10 protein-coding genes and 1 pseudogene are annotated in these 13,930 nt (G+C 74.2%); 7 read left to right on the top strand and 4 right to left on the bottom strand.

Annotation, left to right across the window (positions count from 1 at the left end; genetic code table 11):
- Window positions 1–27 precede the first annotated feature (27 nt).
- Window positions 28–1,275 (bottom strand): protein kinase, encoded by a 1,248-nt coding sequence (locus ABZ659_RS28995; protein WP_360225495.1) that lies wholly within the window; start codon window positions 1,273–1,275, stop codon window positions 28–30.
- A 123-nt stretch (window positions 1,276–1,398) separates the two neighbouring features.
- Window positions 1,399–3,063 carry a serine/threonine-protein kinase gene (locus tag ABZ659_RS28990; RefSeq protein ID WP_360225493.1) on the bottom strand — a complete coding sequence of 555 codons (1,665 nt, stop codon included), beginning with the start codon at window positions 3,061–3,063 and terminating at the stop codon, window positions 1,399–1,401.
- 375 nt (window positions 3,064–3,438) lie between these two features.
- On the opposite strand from ABZ659_RS28990, the gene ABZ659_RS28985 reads away from it, so the two are divergent.
- The 5 genes and pseudogenes from ABZ659_RS28985 to ABZ659_RS28965 form a co-directional block, all read left to right on the top strand.
- Window positions 3,439–6,882 (top strand): FHA domain-containing protein, encoded by a 3,444-nt coding sequence (locus tag ABZ659_RS28985; protein WP_360225531.1) that lies wholly within the window; start codon window positions 3,439–3,441, stop codon window positions 6,880–6,882.
- Between the two features lie 158 nt (window positions 6,883–7,040).
- Window positions 7,041–8,453: an ABC transporter substrate-binding protein gene (locus ABZ659_RS28980; RefSeq protein WP_360225491.1), complete on the top strand. Its 1,413-nt coding sequence runs from the start codon at window positions 7,041–7,043 to the stop codon at window positions 8,451–8,453.
- Window positions 8,454–8,535: 82 nt separating this feature from the next.
- Window positions 8,536–9,819 (top strand): sugar ABC transporter permease, encoded by a 1,284-nt coding sequence (locus ABZ659_RS28975; RefSeq protein WP_360225489.1) that lies wholly within the window; start codon window positions 8,536–8,538, stop codon window positions 9,817–9,819.
- Window positions 9,816–10,745, top strand: a complete 930-nt coding sequence (locus ABZ659_RS28970; RefSeq protein ID WP_360225487.1) for a carbohydrate ABC transporter permease — start codon at window positions 9,816–9,818, stop codon at window positions 10,743–10,745. Before ABZ659_RS28975 ends, ABZ659_RS28970 begins: the two co-directional genes overlap by 4 nt.
- Window positions 10,746–10,802: 57 nt before the next feature.
- Window positions 10,803–11,069: pseudogene (locus ABZ659_RS28965) on the top strand (CDP-glycerol glycerophosphotransferase family protein); the annotation flags it as partial.
- A gap of 11 nt (window positions 11,070–11,080) precedes the next feature.
- Here ABZ659_RS28965 and ABZ659_RS28960 read toward each other — a convergent pair.
- Entirely contained in the window at window positions 11,081–11,494 is a 414-nt protein-coding gene (locus tag ABZ659_RS28960) for an organic hydroperoxide resistance protein (protein ID WP_360225485.1), read from the bottom strand.
- 120 nt (window positions 11,495–11,614) lie between these two features.
- Between ABZ659_RS28960 and ABZ659_RS28955 the strand changes: the two genes are divergently transcribed.
- Together ABZ659_RS28955 and galE are read left to right on the top strand one after the other, a co-directional pair.
- Complete coding sequence (locus ABZ659_RS28955; RefSeq protein WP_360225483.1) at window positions 11,615–12,088, top strand: MarR family transcriptional regulator; 474 nt, start codon at window positions 11,615–11,617, stop codon at window positions 12,086–12,088.
- Window positions 12,085–13,125 (top strand): UDP-glucose 4-epimerase GalE, encoded by a 1,041-nt coding sequence (gene galE, locus ABZ659_RS28950; protein WP_360225481.1) that lies wholly within the window; start codon window positions 12,085–12,087, stop codon window positions 13,123–13,125. The genes ABZ659_RS28955 and galE overlap by 4 nt, the downstream gene beginning before the upstream one ends.
- On the opposite strand, the gene ABZ659_RS28945 is transcribed toward galE, so the two are convergent.
- Window positions 13,112–13,738, bottom strand: coding sequence for a TetR/AcrR family transcriptional regulator (locus tag ABZ659_RS28945; protein ID WP_360225479.1), 627 nt, complete (start codon window positions 13,736–13,738; stop codon window positions 13,112–13,114). The two genes, galE and ABZ659_RS28945, sit on opposite strands and share 14 nt — an antisense overlap.
- Window positions 13,739–13,930: the final 192 nt, after the last annotated feature.

The raw sequence follows: 13,930 nt of genomic DNA, 5'->3' as shown, positions 1-13,930 counted from the left end.
GTCTCGCCCTCGTGGAAAGGGCGGGGGTCAGGGGGACTCCGGGGCGGAGTGCCGGGTCTCCCCCGGGGGCGCGGAGGAGTCGTCGTCGGACGTGGCCAGCCAGGTGCCGACGCCCGCCGCCGCGGCGAGGACCACCGCGGCCATGCCCAGCGTCACCCGGCGGCGCCGGGCCGCCGCCCGGTTGCGGGCCGAGCCGGGGCGGGGGGCGCCGCTGGGGCGGGGGGCGCGGGCGGTGCCGCGGGCGCCCCCGGCCAGCTCATCGGGTCCGGGTACCCGCATCGACGTATGGGTGTCGCGGTTGGAGTCGGGCTGGGCACCGGGGACGAGGGGGACCGCGCCGCGCCGCACGCGGGCGGGGGCCGCGGGCTCGCCGGAGGCCGCCGGGGCGGAGGGCTCCTCCGGGGCGGCGGCGGTCTCCGCGTCGGGCTCGTCGACGTCCAGCGGGGGCATCCCGGACAGCAGCGGGAGCTGCTCGCGCAGCCGGGCGGCCAGCTCCGAGGCGCGCAGCCGGGACGCGGGGGCCTTGGCCAGGCACTGCACGAGCAGCTGCCACAGCTCCTCGGGGATGCCGGGCAGCGGGACGACGGTCTCGGTGACGTGGCGGCGCAGGACGGCGCCGGGGTGACCGCCGCCGAACGGGGTGAACCCGGCGAGCAGCTCGTACAGGACGGTCGCCAGCGCGTAGATGTCCACGGAGGCGCGCGGCGGCAGGCCCTCCACGATCTCCGGGGCGAGGTAGTCCGGGGTGCCGATGATCTTCGTGGCGCGGGTGCGCTTCGGGGAGTCGATCAGCTTGGCCACGCCGAAGTCGGTGAGCAGCGCGCGGTGCGAGCCGCCGGGTCCGAGCGGGCCCTGCATGTCGAGCAGGATGTTCTCCGGCTTGACGTCCCGGTGCACCACCCCGGCCGCGTGGGCCGCCGCGAGCCCCTCGGCCACGTCGGCGGTGATCGCCACCGCCGCCTCGGGCGCGAGGCGCCGCTCGCGCTCCAGGCGGGTGCGCAGGTCGGTGCCGCGGACCAGGTCCATGACGAGCGCGAGGTCGTTGCCGTCGACGACGAGGTCGCGGACGGAGACGACGTTCGGGTGTTCCAGCCCGAGCAGGGCGGTGCGCTCCTGGACGAAGCGTCCGACCAGTTCCTCGTCGGAGGCGAGGTCTTCGCGCAGGAGCTTGATGGCGACGGGCCCCTCGGGCCCCTCACCCAGCCACACCGTCCCGGCGCTGCCCCGTCCCAGGATCTGGTTCGCGGTGTACCGGCTGCCGATCTTCCGTGCCAAGACTGCTCCTACAGACGCGTGTTGTCGCTCAAACTACGCGTCCGACGAGCCAACCTTCACCGTGGAGCCGGAAATCACCCGCCGGGTGTCGACAAATCCACCGGCTGAGGTGTTTCGCGGGGCCTAGGACGTGGAGCCGCTGAGGTCGTCGAGCCAGCCCGTCACGGTGGAGACCAGGTCGCTGAGCTGCTCCCAGTAGCCCTTGCCGGTGCCGATCCAGTCCTGCAGCGGGCTCAGCTCCCAGATCAGCCAGCTCGCCACGAACAGGATGACGATCGTCACCAGGCAGCCCTTGAGACAGCCGAGCCCGGGGATCCGCGTCGGGTTGGCGCTGCGCTGCCGCGGCTGCCTCGGCTCACGCTGCGGCGCCTGGGGCTGCTGGGGCTGCGGCGGGGGCGCGTACCGCTGGGGCTGGCGCGGTTGCTGGGGCGGCTGGGACTGCTGGGGCGCGTAGTGCTGCGGCTGGGGCTGCTGCGGATAGCCGTACCCCTGCGGTGGGCCCTGTTGCGGGCGCTGCTGGGGCTGCCGTTGCGGCGGCTGCTGCGGGCGGGAGACCTGCCGCTGGGGGCGGCGGCGCAGCGGGTCCTCGTCGGGGTCGAGGTACTGGATCTGCGTCTGCTCGTTGCGGTCGCGGGCCGCCCGCAGCTGGGTCTGCCAGGGGTGCGGCTGCTCGGGCGGCGGCCCGCCCTGCTGGCCGTGCTGGCCCTGCGGTCCGCCCGGGGTGTGCGGGAGTACGGCGGTGGGGTCGGCGGCGCCCCCGGGGCCGCCGGTGTGCGGCAGGACGCTGGTGGCGGCGTTGGGGTCGTAGGAGCCCGCGCCGTGTGGCAGGACCTGGGTCGGGTCGGCGTCGCCGGGCGCGCCGGGGACGGGCGCCGGGGACGGGTCGGGGGCGAGCAGCGCGCCGACGTCCTCGGCCGCGGCGATCTGCGCGGCGTTGGCGTGCACGCCGACGCCCTGGGCGACGACGCGCAGGCCGCGCGCGAGGTTCTCGGCGCTGGGCCGGTCGTCGGGGTTCTTGCGCAGGCAGCGCTCGATGACCGTCCACAGCGGCTCGGGCACCGTGGAGGGGCGGCGCGGCTCGGCGCTGAGGTGCTGGTGCAGGACTTCGAGGGCGGAGCCGCCGGAGAACGGCGGACGGCCGGTGAGCAGCTCGTACAGCAGGATCCCGGCGCCGTAGACGTCGACGGCGGAGGTCTGCGGGCGGCCCTCGGCGGACTCCGGCGCGACGTACGCGGGCGTGCCGACGAACTCCTGGGTGCGGGTCAGGCCCGGGGAGTCGGCGAGGCGGGCGATGCCGAAGTCGGTCAGCAGCGGGTGGAGCTGGCCGCCGCTCTGCTGGAGCAGGACGTTGGCGGGTTTCAGGTCGCGGTGCACGACGCCGTCGGCGTGGCTGGCGGCGAGCGCGTCGGCGATCTGCGCGGTCATCAGGGAGGCGGCGACCGGGGTGAGCGGCCCGTTCTCGCGGAGGTAGCGGTGCAGGTCGGGGCCGTCGACGAGGTCCATCACCAGGGCCAGCAGCTCGCCCTCGACGACCAGGTCGCGGACCCGGACGATGTTCGGGTGGGTCAGGCGCAGCAGCACCGACCGCTCCCGCAGGAACCGCATCACGATGTCGGGGTCGCTCGCCAGCTCCTCCTTGAGGACCTTGATCGCGACGGTCTCGCCGGGCTGTCCGGGAACGGCTGCCTCGGCACCGGCGGTCTCCCGCTGGCGGGCACGCCAGACGGTTCCCGTGGCGCCGCGTCCGAGCGGCTCCTCAAGGAAGTACTTGCTGCCTACCGGCCGCACGTCATGCGCTCCCTGCTGCTTGCGTGGTTGTTCCGACCCACTGTAATGGCGAGGCCGCCGCTGCCCACCGGTCTGCCGTCCTCCCGCTTCCGGTACCTGTGCGAGGGCCCGCTTCCGGAAGATGTTCGAAGGAAAGACGCTCTCCTCGGTCCCCCGGTTGCCCAACCCGGGCATGATCGATCCCAAGCGGTCATCGGCGGGTCAATGTTCGGGCACTTTTGCGGGCAGAGCCGACCAATCAAGATCACTTGCCGGTGGGCGGCGGGCGCGCTGTCAGTGGCAGGTGCGAGGATGCGGGAAGTACTTGGCCGATGTGCTCGTGTGGGGTGGGGGGAGTCCGCGCCCGCGCCCGCGCAGAAGGGACCGCTGACGGCGATGCAGATCCGGCTGACCGTCGTAGACCCGCAGGGTCCGCCCCCCGAGGCGCGGGGTCGCGCCGCGAGCTGCGACGTGCTGGTCACCGCCCCCGCCGGTACGGCCCTGTCGGCGGTGGCGTCCGCGCTCGCCTCGGCGGTCTCCGACGGCCCCGCCGTGCTCTACGCGGGCGCCGAGCGGCTCGACGCCCAGCGCTGCACCCTGGGCGAGCCGCCGCTGGTCGACGGCGCCGTGCTGTCGGTCGGCGCCCCCGCCGAGCCCGAGCCGCACCCCGAGCTGGCCGACGCCCCGGCCCGCCTCGACGTGGTCGCCGGGCCGGACGCGGGCGGGGTCCACCTGCTGCACGGCGGCGAGGTCCGCGTCGGCCGCTCCGCCGACGCCGACGTCCCCCTCGACGATCCCGACGTCTCCCGGCTGCACTGCGCCGTGACCCTCTCCGCCGACGGCCGCGTCACCGTCGCCGACCTCGGCTCCACCAACGGCACCGCCCTGGACGGCGCCCGCGTCACCGCCCGCCCGGTGCGCTTCACGCCGGGCGCGCTGCTGCGGATCGGCGAGTCGACCCTGCGGCTGGCTCCCGCCGGGGGGCTGGGGGCGCGGGTGGCGACCACGCCGGACGGGGAGGGGTGCGTGCGGGTGGCGGTGGGGGGTGAGGGCGATGACGGTGGCGTGCCCGCGTCAGGGGGGACCGCCGGCGGCAGCGGGGTGGCCTCGCTGGTTCCGGGTGAGCCGCCCGTCAGTCACGGCCCCGCTCACTGGGACGCCGTCGCGGTGGTCCCGGGGACGCAGGGGCACGATCCCGTCGAACCGCCGGTGCCGGGACAGGCGGCGCCGCCGTGGGCCGAGCGGCAGGGCTCCCGTCCGCCCGGCACTCCGCCCGGGGCCGAGACCCACGGCGGCCGTCACGGCATAGGCCCGCTGGACGCCCCCGGCGACTCCCCGGCCGCGCCCCAGAGCCGCCGCAAGGGCACGCCCCTGCGCGGCACCGACGTGCCGCCCGGCGTGCGCAGGCGCGGCGGGATCGGTGCCTGGGCGCGGCGGCTGACCGGTACCCGGGGCGCGGAGCAGGGCGGCCCCGGGCAGGACGACGGCTACGACGGCTATGGCGCCTATGACGGCTATGACGGCTATGACGGTCATAGCGACGGCGACCACGGCGGTCACGGCGTCGACGCGGGCGCCCCGGCGGCCACCGCCCCGCACCGACCGGAGGCCTGGCCGGACCCGGCGGCGCTGCTGCTGACCGCCCTGGGCCCCGGACCTCGGCTGTGGGAGCGCGGGCCGGGACACCCGGAGGCGCTCACCGTGCGCCTCGGCACCGCCGACCGCACCACGCCGGACGGCTCGGGACTGCTGCCCGCGGTGCCGGTGACGACGGACCTGCGGGAGGCCGGTGCGCTGGGCCTCGCCGGACCACGGCCCCGGCTGGCGGGGCTGGCGCGCGCGGTGCTGGCCCAACTCGCCGCGCTGCACGCGCCCGACGCCCTGGAGATCGTGCTGATCAGCGCGGACCGCGCGCGCCCCGAGCGGGAGCGCGCCGCCGAGTGGTCCTGGCTCGGCTGGCTCCCGCACCTGCGCCCCGGACACGGCCAGGACTGCCGACTCCTCCTCGCCCACGACCGCGAACAGGCCGCGGCCCGCACCGACGAACTCCTGCGCCGCCTGGACGACCACGCCCCCGCCCCCGCCCCCACCGCCCAGGTGCCCGCCCCCAGACAGGGCGACGCCCCCACCCGGCCGCGTCCGTCCTGGGCGCGGGAGGGCGACCACGCGGGCACCGGCTCCCCCGACGGTCCGTACACGGTGGTCGTCGTCGACGGTGACCCCGGTGGCGCGGATCTGCGCGAGGCGGTCGCCCGGCTGGCGGTGGCCGGGCCAGGCGCCGGGATCCACGTCGTGTGCCTCGCGGAGACGGCGCCCGCCTCGCCCGCGTCGCCGGTGACGGAGACGTACGAGGCGGCCTGCGCGGTGACGCCCGTCTTCCGGGAGTGCGGGGCCGTCGCCCTGCTCAGCGGCGACGTGGCGACGGCGCTACGGCTGCTGCGCGTCCCCCGCGTGACCACCACCGCCGCGTCCGGGGCCGCCTCCCCCGCCACCGGCCCGGTCGGGCACGGCACCCTCGGCACGGTGGACGCGGTGTCCCGGGCCTGGGCGGAGCGGTTCGCGCGGGCGCTGGCCCCGCTGCGGCCGGACGGCGTGACCGGGGAGCGGCACGCGCGCGTGTCGGCACCGCTGCCGCAGGCGGCCCGGCTCCTCGACGAGTTGGGGCTGGCCCGCGCCACCCCGACGTCCCTGATGGCCCGCTGGGCGGACGCGGCCGACGACACGGAGGCCCTGGGCGGCCGTGCCTGGGCGGTGCTGGGCGCCGGACCGCGCGGCCCGGTCCCCGCGGACCTCGTCGGCGACGGGCCGCACCTGCTGGTCGAGGGCCCGCCGGGCAGCGGCCGTACGGAGCTGCTGCGGGCGGTCGTCGCGTCGCTCGCGGCGGCCGAGCGCCCGGACCGGCTCGGCGTCGTCCTGATAGACGGCCGGGACGGCGTGACCGCGGGCGGCGCCCACGGCGAGGGGCTGCGGGTCTGCGCCGACGTCCCGCACGTGACGACCCACCTCACCGCCAACGACCCGGTGCGGATGCGGGAGTTCGCGCAGTCCCTGACCGCCGAGCTGAAACGGCGCGCCGAGTTGCTGGGGCGGCTGGACTTCGCGGAGTGGCACGCGAGCCGTGAGCTGTCCGGCCGGGTGGTCGCCCAGCGCACGGCGACGGCGGGACGCCGGGTCTCCGGCGGTGCCGTCCGGGCGGCCCCGGGCGCGGCACCGGCACCGCCCCTTCCCCGGGAGCCGCAGGACACCGGCGACCTGGACGCGCCGCCGAGTTCCACCATCCGGCTGCGGCCCGGCGCGCCCGCGCGGCGGGCCGAGAGCGTGCCGCCGCCGCTCCCCCGGCTCGTCGTCGTGGTGGACGACCTGGACGCGCTGGTCTCCCCCGCCCTCGGCTCACCGGGCCGCCCCACAGCCGGTTCGGTGATGCGGGCGCTGGAGGCCGTCGCCCGTGAGGGTGAGCGGCTCGGCGTGCACCTGGTGGCGGCGACGGCGCCGTGCGCCCGTACGGCGGAGACGGAACCGGCCCGCCGGGCCACCCTGCGCGTGATACTCGACCCGCCCCCGACCGGCCCGGACGAACCGGCGCCGGGCCGTGGCCGTCTCGTGGCGGCCGACGGGCGGACGACGCCGTTCCAGGGCGGCCGGGTGACGGGCCGTATCCCGCGCACCGCGACCCTGCGGCCCACGGTCGTCCCGCTGGAGTGGCAGCGGATGGGCGATCCGCCGACCCGGCGCCACGTAAGGGAGTTGGGCAACGGGCCGACGGACCTGGCGCTGCTGGCGAGCGCGCTGGAGCGGGCGGCGCGGGAGGTCGCGGCGGCGGAGGTGCCCTCGCTGCTGTAGCCCGGGCCCGCCCCCGCCCCCGTCTGACGAGTCACGACGCGGTCACGATCCCCGGGTTGACACGGCAGGCGCACTTGCCGACCTCGGTCACCCGGCGTAGACCAGAGCGCACGGGACAGCGTTCGGGCGTTCGACGAGGAACGAAGAACGGGGCAGTGATGCGCACCACTAGCAGCACCATCCGTACGAGCAGCAGCAACCGTGAACACACCGTCAGCCACGGCAAACGGGCCCGCCGGGCCGCCGCGGCCCTCGCCGCCGGGGCACTGGCGCTCTCGCTCGCCGCGTGCGGCGGCGATGACGACGACGGCGGCGACGAGAACACCGGCGGCGAGAAGACCACCGGCTCCCTGACCCTCCCCAAGCTGGACGGGGAGACCATCTCCGTCGCCGCCGTGTGGACGGGCACGGAGCAGAAGAACTTCAAGACGGTCCTGTCGGAGTTCGAGGACCGCACCGGCGCGAAGGTCACGTTCGTGCCCGCGCAGGACCCCATCATCAACTTCCTCGGTTCGAAGATCGCGGGCGGCCAGCCCCCGGACATCGCGATGCTGCCGCAGCCCGGCGCCATCAAGCAGGCCGTGGAGAAGGGCTGGGCCAAGCCGCTCGGCACGGAGGCGCAGGAGCAGCTCAAGAAGAACTACTCCCAGGGCTGGCAGGACATCGGCTCGGTCGACGGCAAGCCGTACGGCGTGTACTACAAGGCCGCCAACAAGTCGCTGATCTGGTACAACACCCAGGTCTTCGAGAACGCGGGCGCCGCCGAGCCCAAGACCTGGGACGAGCTGCTCAACACCGCGCGCACGGTCTACGACTCCGGGGTGACCCCGTTCTCCGTGGGCGGCGCCGACGGCTGGACGCTGACCGACTGGTTCGAGAACGTGTACCTGTCCCAGGCGGGCCCGGAGAAGTACGACCAGCTCGCCGCCCACGAGATCAAGTGGACGGACCCCTCCGTCAAGGAGGCCCTGACCACGCTCGCGGAGGTCTGGGGCAAGGCGGACTACGTCGCGGGCGGCGCGCAGGGCGCCCTCCAGACGGAGTTCCCGGCGTCCGTCACCCAGACCTTCACCGGCGGCGACCAGCCCAAGGCGGGCATGGTCTACGAGGGTGACTTCGTGCAGGTCAACATCGGTGAGACCAAGGCCGAGGTGGGCACGGACGCCAAGGTGTTCCCGTTCCCGGCGGTCGGCGACGAGGCGCCGGTGGTGTCCGGCGGTGACGCGGCGGTGATCCTGAAGGACTCCAAGGCGGCACAGGCGCTGGCGACGTTCCTCGCCTCCCCGGACGCGGCGACCATCCACGCGGGGCTGGGCGGCTACCTGTCGCCGAACAAGAACGTGGACGCGTCGGCGTACCCGAACGACGTGCAGAGGAAGATGGCCGAGGCGCTGGTCGCGGCCGGGGACGACTTCCGCTTCGACATGTCCGACCAGGCCCCGCAGGCGTTCGGCGGCACCCCGGGCAAGGGCGAGTGGAAGGCGCTGCAGGACTTCCTGAAGAACCCCGGGGACGTCGCGGGCACCCAGCAGCAGCTGGAGGCCGACGCGGCGGCGGCCTACGGGAACTGAGCCGACGATGACGTCGTCGGCGCCGGCGGCAGGAGTCCCGGAACCGAGGAACTCCGGGGCCCCTCCCCGCAAGAACAAGAGCGTGACCGGCACCCGCAGGACCGTCGCGGCGCTGTTCCTGCTGCCCGCGCTGGTGCTGCTCGGCGCGCTCGTGGTCTACCCGATCGGGTACTCGGTCTTCCGCAGCTTCTTCGACCAGTCCGGCGACGGCTTCGCCGGTCTCGACAACTACGAGGCGCTCTTCACGGACGACGGCATCCGTACGGCGCTGAAGAACAACATCATCTGGGTGGTGTTCGCGCCGACGGTCGCGACCGCGCTCGGTCTGGTCTTCGCGGTGCTCACCGAACGGGTCCGCTGGGGCACGGCGTTCAAGCTGGTCGTCTTCATGCCGATGGCGATCTCCATGCTGGCGGCGGGCATCATCTTCCGCCTCGTCTACGACCAGGACCCGGACAAGGGCGTCGCCAACGCGGTGTGGGTGGGCGTGCACGACACGTTCGCCGAGTCGTCGGCGTTCCCGAAGGCTCACCCGGGACGGCAGTCGCCGCTCAAGGCGGCGGGCGGCGGCGCCTTCGTCACCAAGGACCCGGTCCGCGCGGGCCAGCCGGTGGCGCTGCCGCTCGTCGGTGTCGCGCCGGATGTGATGCCGGACGGCGCCAAGCCCGCCCAGCGGGCGCAGGCCGACCCGGAGCAGGTCACCGGCACCACCTGGCAGGACTTCACCCGCGGCAAGGGCGTCGGCACCCTCGGCGCCCCGGACCCGGCCGAGTTCGGCTACCCGGGGATGCGGATCGAGGCGGTGAAGGACGGCGAGGTCGTCGCCTCGACGAAGGCGGCCGACGACGGCACGTTCACGCTGCCCGCCGCCGCGGACGGGGCGCTGCTGCGGCTGCCGGAGAGCAACTTCAAGGAGGCGTACAACGGTCTGGACTGGCTCGGCCCGTCGCTGGTGACACCGGCCATCATCGGGTCGTACATCTGGATGTGGGCGGGCTTCGCGATGGTGCTGATCGCGGCCGGGCTCGCGGGGGTGCCGCGGGAGCTGCTGGAGGCCGCGCGCGTCGACGGCGCCAACGAGTGGCAGGTGTTCAGACGGGTCACGGTGCCGCTGCTGGCGCCGGTCCTCGCGGTCGTCACCGTCACCCTGATGATCAACGTCCTGAAGATCTTCGACCTGGTCTACATCATCGCCCCGGGCTCCTCCCAGGACGACGCGAACGTGCTCGCGCTGGAGCTGTACCGCAAGGGCTTCTCCGAGGACCAGCCCGGTGTCGCCAGCGCCATCGCGGTGTTCCTGCTGCTGCTGGTGATCCCGGTGATGTGGTTCAACATCCGCAGGCTCAGGCGGGAGGTCAGGCGATGACGGCGACGGACGTACCCAACGCGCCGGACGCGCCAGGCGTCAGGAAGTCGGCCCCCGTGGACGGCCGTCCGCCCGGGGAGTCCCTGGGCTCGCGGCTGGCGCGCGGCGTCAGCGGCGGGCTGGTGCAGGTGTTCCTGGTCGTCGTCGGGCTGTTCTGGCTGGTGCCGACGATCGGGCTGCTGCTGTCCTCGCTGCGCACCCCGGAGGACATGAACGCCAGCGGCTGGTGGAAGGTGTTCACCGAGCCCGCCCAGCTCACCGTCGACAGCTACCAGACGCTGCTGGAGAACGACGACATCACCAACTCCCTGGTGAACACCGTCCTGATCACCGTCCCGGCGACCGTCCTGGTGGTGGTGATCGGCTCGCTCGCGGGCTACGCGTTCGCGTGGATGGAGTTCCCGGGCCGCGACTGGTGGTTCCTTGCGGTGGTCGGGCTGCTGGTGGTGCCGGTGCAGGTGGCGCTGATCCCGATCGCGGAACTCTTCGGCAAGGTGGGTCTGTTCGGCTCGATCATGGGCGTGATCCTGTTCCATGTCGGCTTCGGGCTGCCGTTCGCGGTGTTCCTGCTGCGGAACTTCTTCGCGGAGATCCCACGCGAGCTGCTGGAGGCCGCCCGGCTGGACGGCGCGGGCGAGCTGCGGCTGTTCCTGCGCGTCGTGATGCCGCTGGGCGGCCCGGCCATCGCCAGCCTGGGCATCTTCCAGTTCCTGTGGGTGTGGAACGACATGCTGGTCGCGCTGGTCTTCTCCGACGCGGGCAGCCAGCCCATCACGGTCGCCCTCCAGACGCAGGTCCGGCAGTTCGGCAACAACATCGACGTGCTGGCGCCGGGCGCGTTCATCTCGATGGTGATCCCGCTGGCGGTGTTCTTCGCCTTCCAGCGGCAGTTCGTGTCGGGGGTGATGGCGGGGGCGGTGAAGTAGGTGTACGCGGCGTGACCCGGTTGGCGTACGTGGCGTAACCCGCGGCACCCCGCTCGCTACGCCGTCCGGGACCGCCTGATCGTCCTGCACACCGGCGACCAGGCGGTCTACGAGGCGACCCACGGCCTCTACGTCGATCTGCGGGCGTCCCCGCCAGGGGCGACCGCCCGCGGCGAGGACGAACTGGTCGACATCTTCACCAGCGGCTGCCGGCACGGCGTCCGCGCCACCCAGCTGCGCTCGGCGTTCCGGTCCCGCTTCTGCCCGTGGGACGACGGCGCAGCGGCCGAGCGCGTGGTACGCCGGGTGGTGCTCGGCGAGGCCGTGGTCCCCCCCTACTCGACCACCAGCTCCACCTCGATGTTGCCCCGAGTCGCGTGGGAGTACGGGCACACCTGGTGCGCCTGCTCCACCAGCTTCCGCCCGGTCTCCGCATCCACCTCAGACGGCAGCTCGACCCGCAGCGTCACGGCGAGCCCAAACCCTTCCCCCTGCTTGCCTATACCGACCTCCGCGGTGACGGCGGCGTCGCTCACGTCCACCTTGGCCTGCCGTCCCACCAGCCCCAGCGCGCTGGCGAAGCAGGCGGAGTACCCCGCGGCGAAGAGCTGCTCGGGGTTGGTGCCCTGGCCGCTGCCCCCCATCTCCACCGGGATGCCCAGCTGGAGGTCCAGCTTGCCGTCGGAGGAGACGGCGCGGCCCTCACGGCCGTGGGTGGCGGTGGCGACAGCGGTGTAGAGCGCGTTCATGGAAGAACCTTGCCTCTCGGTGGATCGGGAACCGAACCGGACGACCCCCAGTAGAGCACACTCATGGCACACAATTCAATTGCGCACAACTAAATGACGGCCGAGAGCTACCCTGGACCCATGAGCACGCCCACGGCGGAATGGCTCCGCCTCGACCATCAGATCTGCTTCTCCCTGAGCGCCGCCTCACGCGCCTTCGGCGGCGTCTATCGCGTCATCCTCAAGGACCTCGGCCTCACCTACCCGCAGTACCTGGTGATGCTCGTGCTGTGGGAACACGAGGACCGCGCCGTGCCGGTGAAGGAACTCGGCGCCCGGCTCCGACTCGACTCGGGCACGCTGTCCCCGCTGCTCAAGCGGCTGGAGACGGCCGGTCTGGTGCGCCGCGAGCGCAGCGCCCGCGACGAGCGCTCGGTGGAGGTCCAGCTCACCGGGGAGGGCGTCGCCCTGCGCGAACGGGCGCTGGAGGTGCCGCGCCGCATCGCCGCCGCCACCGGCTTCGGCGTGGACGAGATCAGCGACCTGCGCGCCCGCCTCGACCAGCTCACCAGCGCCCTCGACGCCGCCGTGGAAGCCGAGGCGGACCGCGCATGACCTGGCTGATCACCGGCGGCGCCGGATACATCGGGGCGCACGTCGTCCGCGCGCTGACCGCGGCGGGCGAGCGGACCGTGGTCTACGACGACCTGTCCACCGGTCTCGCCGACCGCGTCCCCGCCGACGTGCCCCTCGTCACCGGCTCCACCCTGGACGCGGACCTCCTGAGCCACACCCTCACCGCCCACACCGTCACCGGCGTCGTCCACCTGGCGGCGAAGAAGCAGGTCGGCGAGTCGGTGGAGCAGCCGCTGCGCTACTACCGCGAGAACGTCGAGGGCCTGCGCGTCCTCCTGGACGCGGTCACCGCCGCCGCTGTCCCCTCGTTCGTCTTCTCCTCCTCGGCGGCCGTGTACGGCACGCCGGACGAGGAGCTGGTCACCGAGGAGACCCCGTGCGCGCCGATGAGCCCGTACGGCGAGACCAAGCTGGCCGGTGAGTGGCTGGTCCGGGCGGCGGGCCGGGCGGCCGGACTGTCCACGGCCTGCCTGCGCTACTTCAACGTCGCGGGCGCCGCGAGCCCGGAGTTGGCCGACACCGGCGTGTCCAACCTGGTCCCCATGGTCTTCGAGCAGCTCACGCGGGACGCGCCCCCGCGCGTCTTCGGCGACGACTACCCGACCCCCGACGGCACCTGCGTCCGGGACTACATCCACGTGGTCGACCTGGCCGAGGCCCACGTCGCCGCCGCCCGCGCGCTGGCCGCCGCCCCGGGGCGCGACCTCACCCTCAACATCGGGCGGGGCGAGGGCGTCTCCGTCCGGGAGATGATCGACCACATCGGTGCCGTCACCGGGCACCGCCGCCCCGCCGCCGTCACCGCGCGCCGTCCCGGCGATCCCGCGCGGGTCGTCGCCTCGGCCGAGCGCGCCGCCGCCGAACTGGGCTGGAAGGCCCGACACGACGTCCACGACATGATCACGTCGGCGTGGGCGGGCTGGCTGCGGCTGCACCCGGAGGCTGCGGCGGTCCCGGAGGCTGCGGCGGTCCGGGAGGCGGCGGCGGTCCGTCAGCTGGGGGTCACAGCGCCTTGATCGCCTCCGCGGTCGCGTGCGCCAGCGCGTGCAGGTAGCCCTTGGGGAGCTTGCGGGTGCGGATGACCACGGAACGCCAGTACAGGGGGCCGGAGATCAGGTCCAGCGCCAGTTCGTCGTCCAGGCCGCGGCGCACCTCCCCGCGCCGCTCGGCCGCCGCCACGACCTTGAGGGCGACGCTCTCCTGCCCGTCCCGCAATGCCTTCTGCATCGCCTCGGCGATCTCGGGGCTGCGGGCCGCCTCCGCCTGGAGGTCCGGGATGATCTGCGAGGCCACCGGGTGCCGCAGCAGCCGCGAGGTCACCTCGAACAGCACCTGGAGGTCACCCTCCAGCGTGCCGGTGTCCGGCACCGGCAGGCCCTGCACCGCGAGCGCCGAGACCACGTCGAGGACCAAGTGCAGCTTGGACCGCCAGCGCCGGTACACCGCCGTCTTGCCGACGCCCGCCCGGCGCGCGATGCCCTCGATCGACATCCGCGCGTAGCCCACGGCCGCGAGTTCCTCGAAGACGGCCGCGCGGATCGCCTCCGTCACGTCCTCGCGGAGTACGGCCGCACCCGCGGGGGTCCGGCGGCGGGATCGCGGCTGGGGCCCGTCGGCGTTCGTGGTCATGCGGGACAGCATAGGGCGTAGCGACGAAACGGTTACGTTCCGACGTCAACTCGTGACGACGAGACGGCCTCGTCGTCACGTAGCCGTCCCGAACCCCCGCCGTGACGACGAAACGGTTGCGTTCCGACGCTCGTACGGCCTACGCTCGCGTTGCGACGATACGGTCCCGTCCCGACGCTGGGAAACGCGCCA

This window comes from Streptomyces sp. NPDC006997 (genome assembly GCF_040635175.1).
Lineage (GTDB): Bacteria > Actinomycetota > Actinomycetes > Streptomycetales > Streptomycetaceae > Streptomyces.
The sequence above is the reverse complement of the archived record's forward strand: the minus strand, read 5'-3'. Positions and strand labels throughout refer to the sequence as shown.

Excerpts from the sequence above, each read along its gene's own strand:
- ABZ659_RS28980 (WP_360225491.1), top strand. The coding sequence starts at position 7,041 with ATGCGCACCACTAGCAGCACCATCCGTACGAGCAGCAGCAACCGTGAA.
- ABZ659_RS28945 (WP_360225479.1), bottom strand. The coding sequence starts at position 13,738 with ATGACCACGAACGCCGACGGGCCCCAGCCGCGATCCCGCCGCCGGACC.
- ABZ659_RS28985 (WP_360225531.1), top strand. The coding sequence starts at position 3,439 with ATGCAGATCCGGCTGACCGTCGTAGACCCGCAGGGTCCGCCCCCCGAG.
- ABZ659_RS28955 (WP_360225483.1), top strand. The coding sequence starts at position 11,615 with ATGAGCACGCCCACGGCGGAATGGCTCCGCCTCGACCATCAGATCTGC.
- ABZ659_RS28960 (WP_360225485.1), bottom strand. The coding sequence starts at position 11,494 with ATGAACGCGCTCTACACCGCTGTCGCCACCGCCACCCACGGCCGTGAG.
- galE (WP_360225481.1), top strand. The coding sequence starts at position 12,085 with ATGACCTGGCTGATCACCGGCGGCGCCGGATACATCGGGGCGCACGTC.
- ABZ659_RS28970 (WP_360225487.1), top strand. The coding sequence starts at position 9,816 with ATGACGGCGACGGACGTACCCAACGCGCCGGACGCGCCAGGCGTCAGG.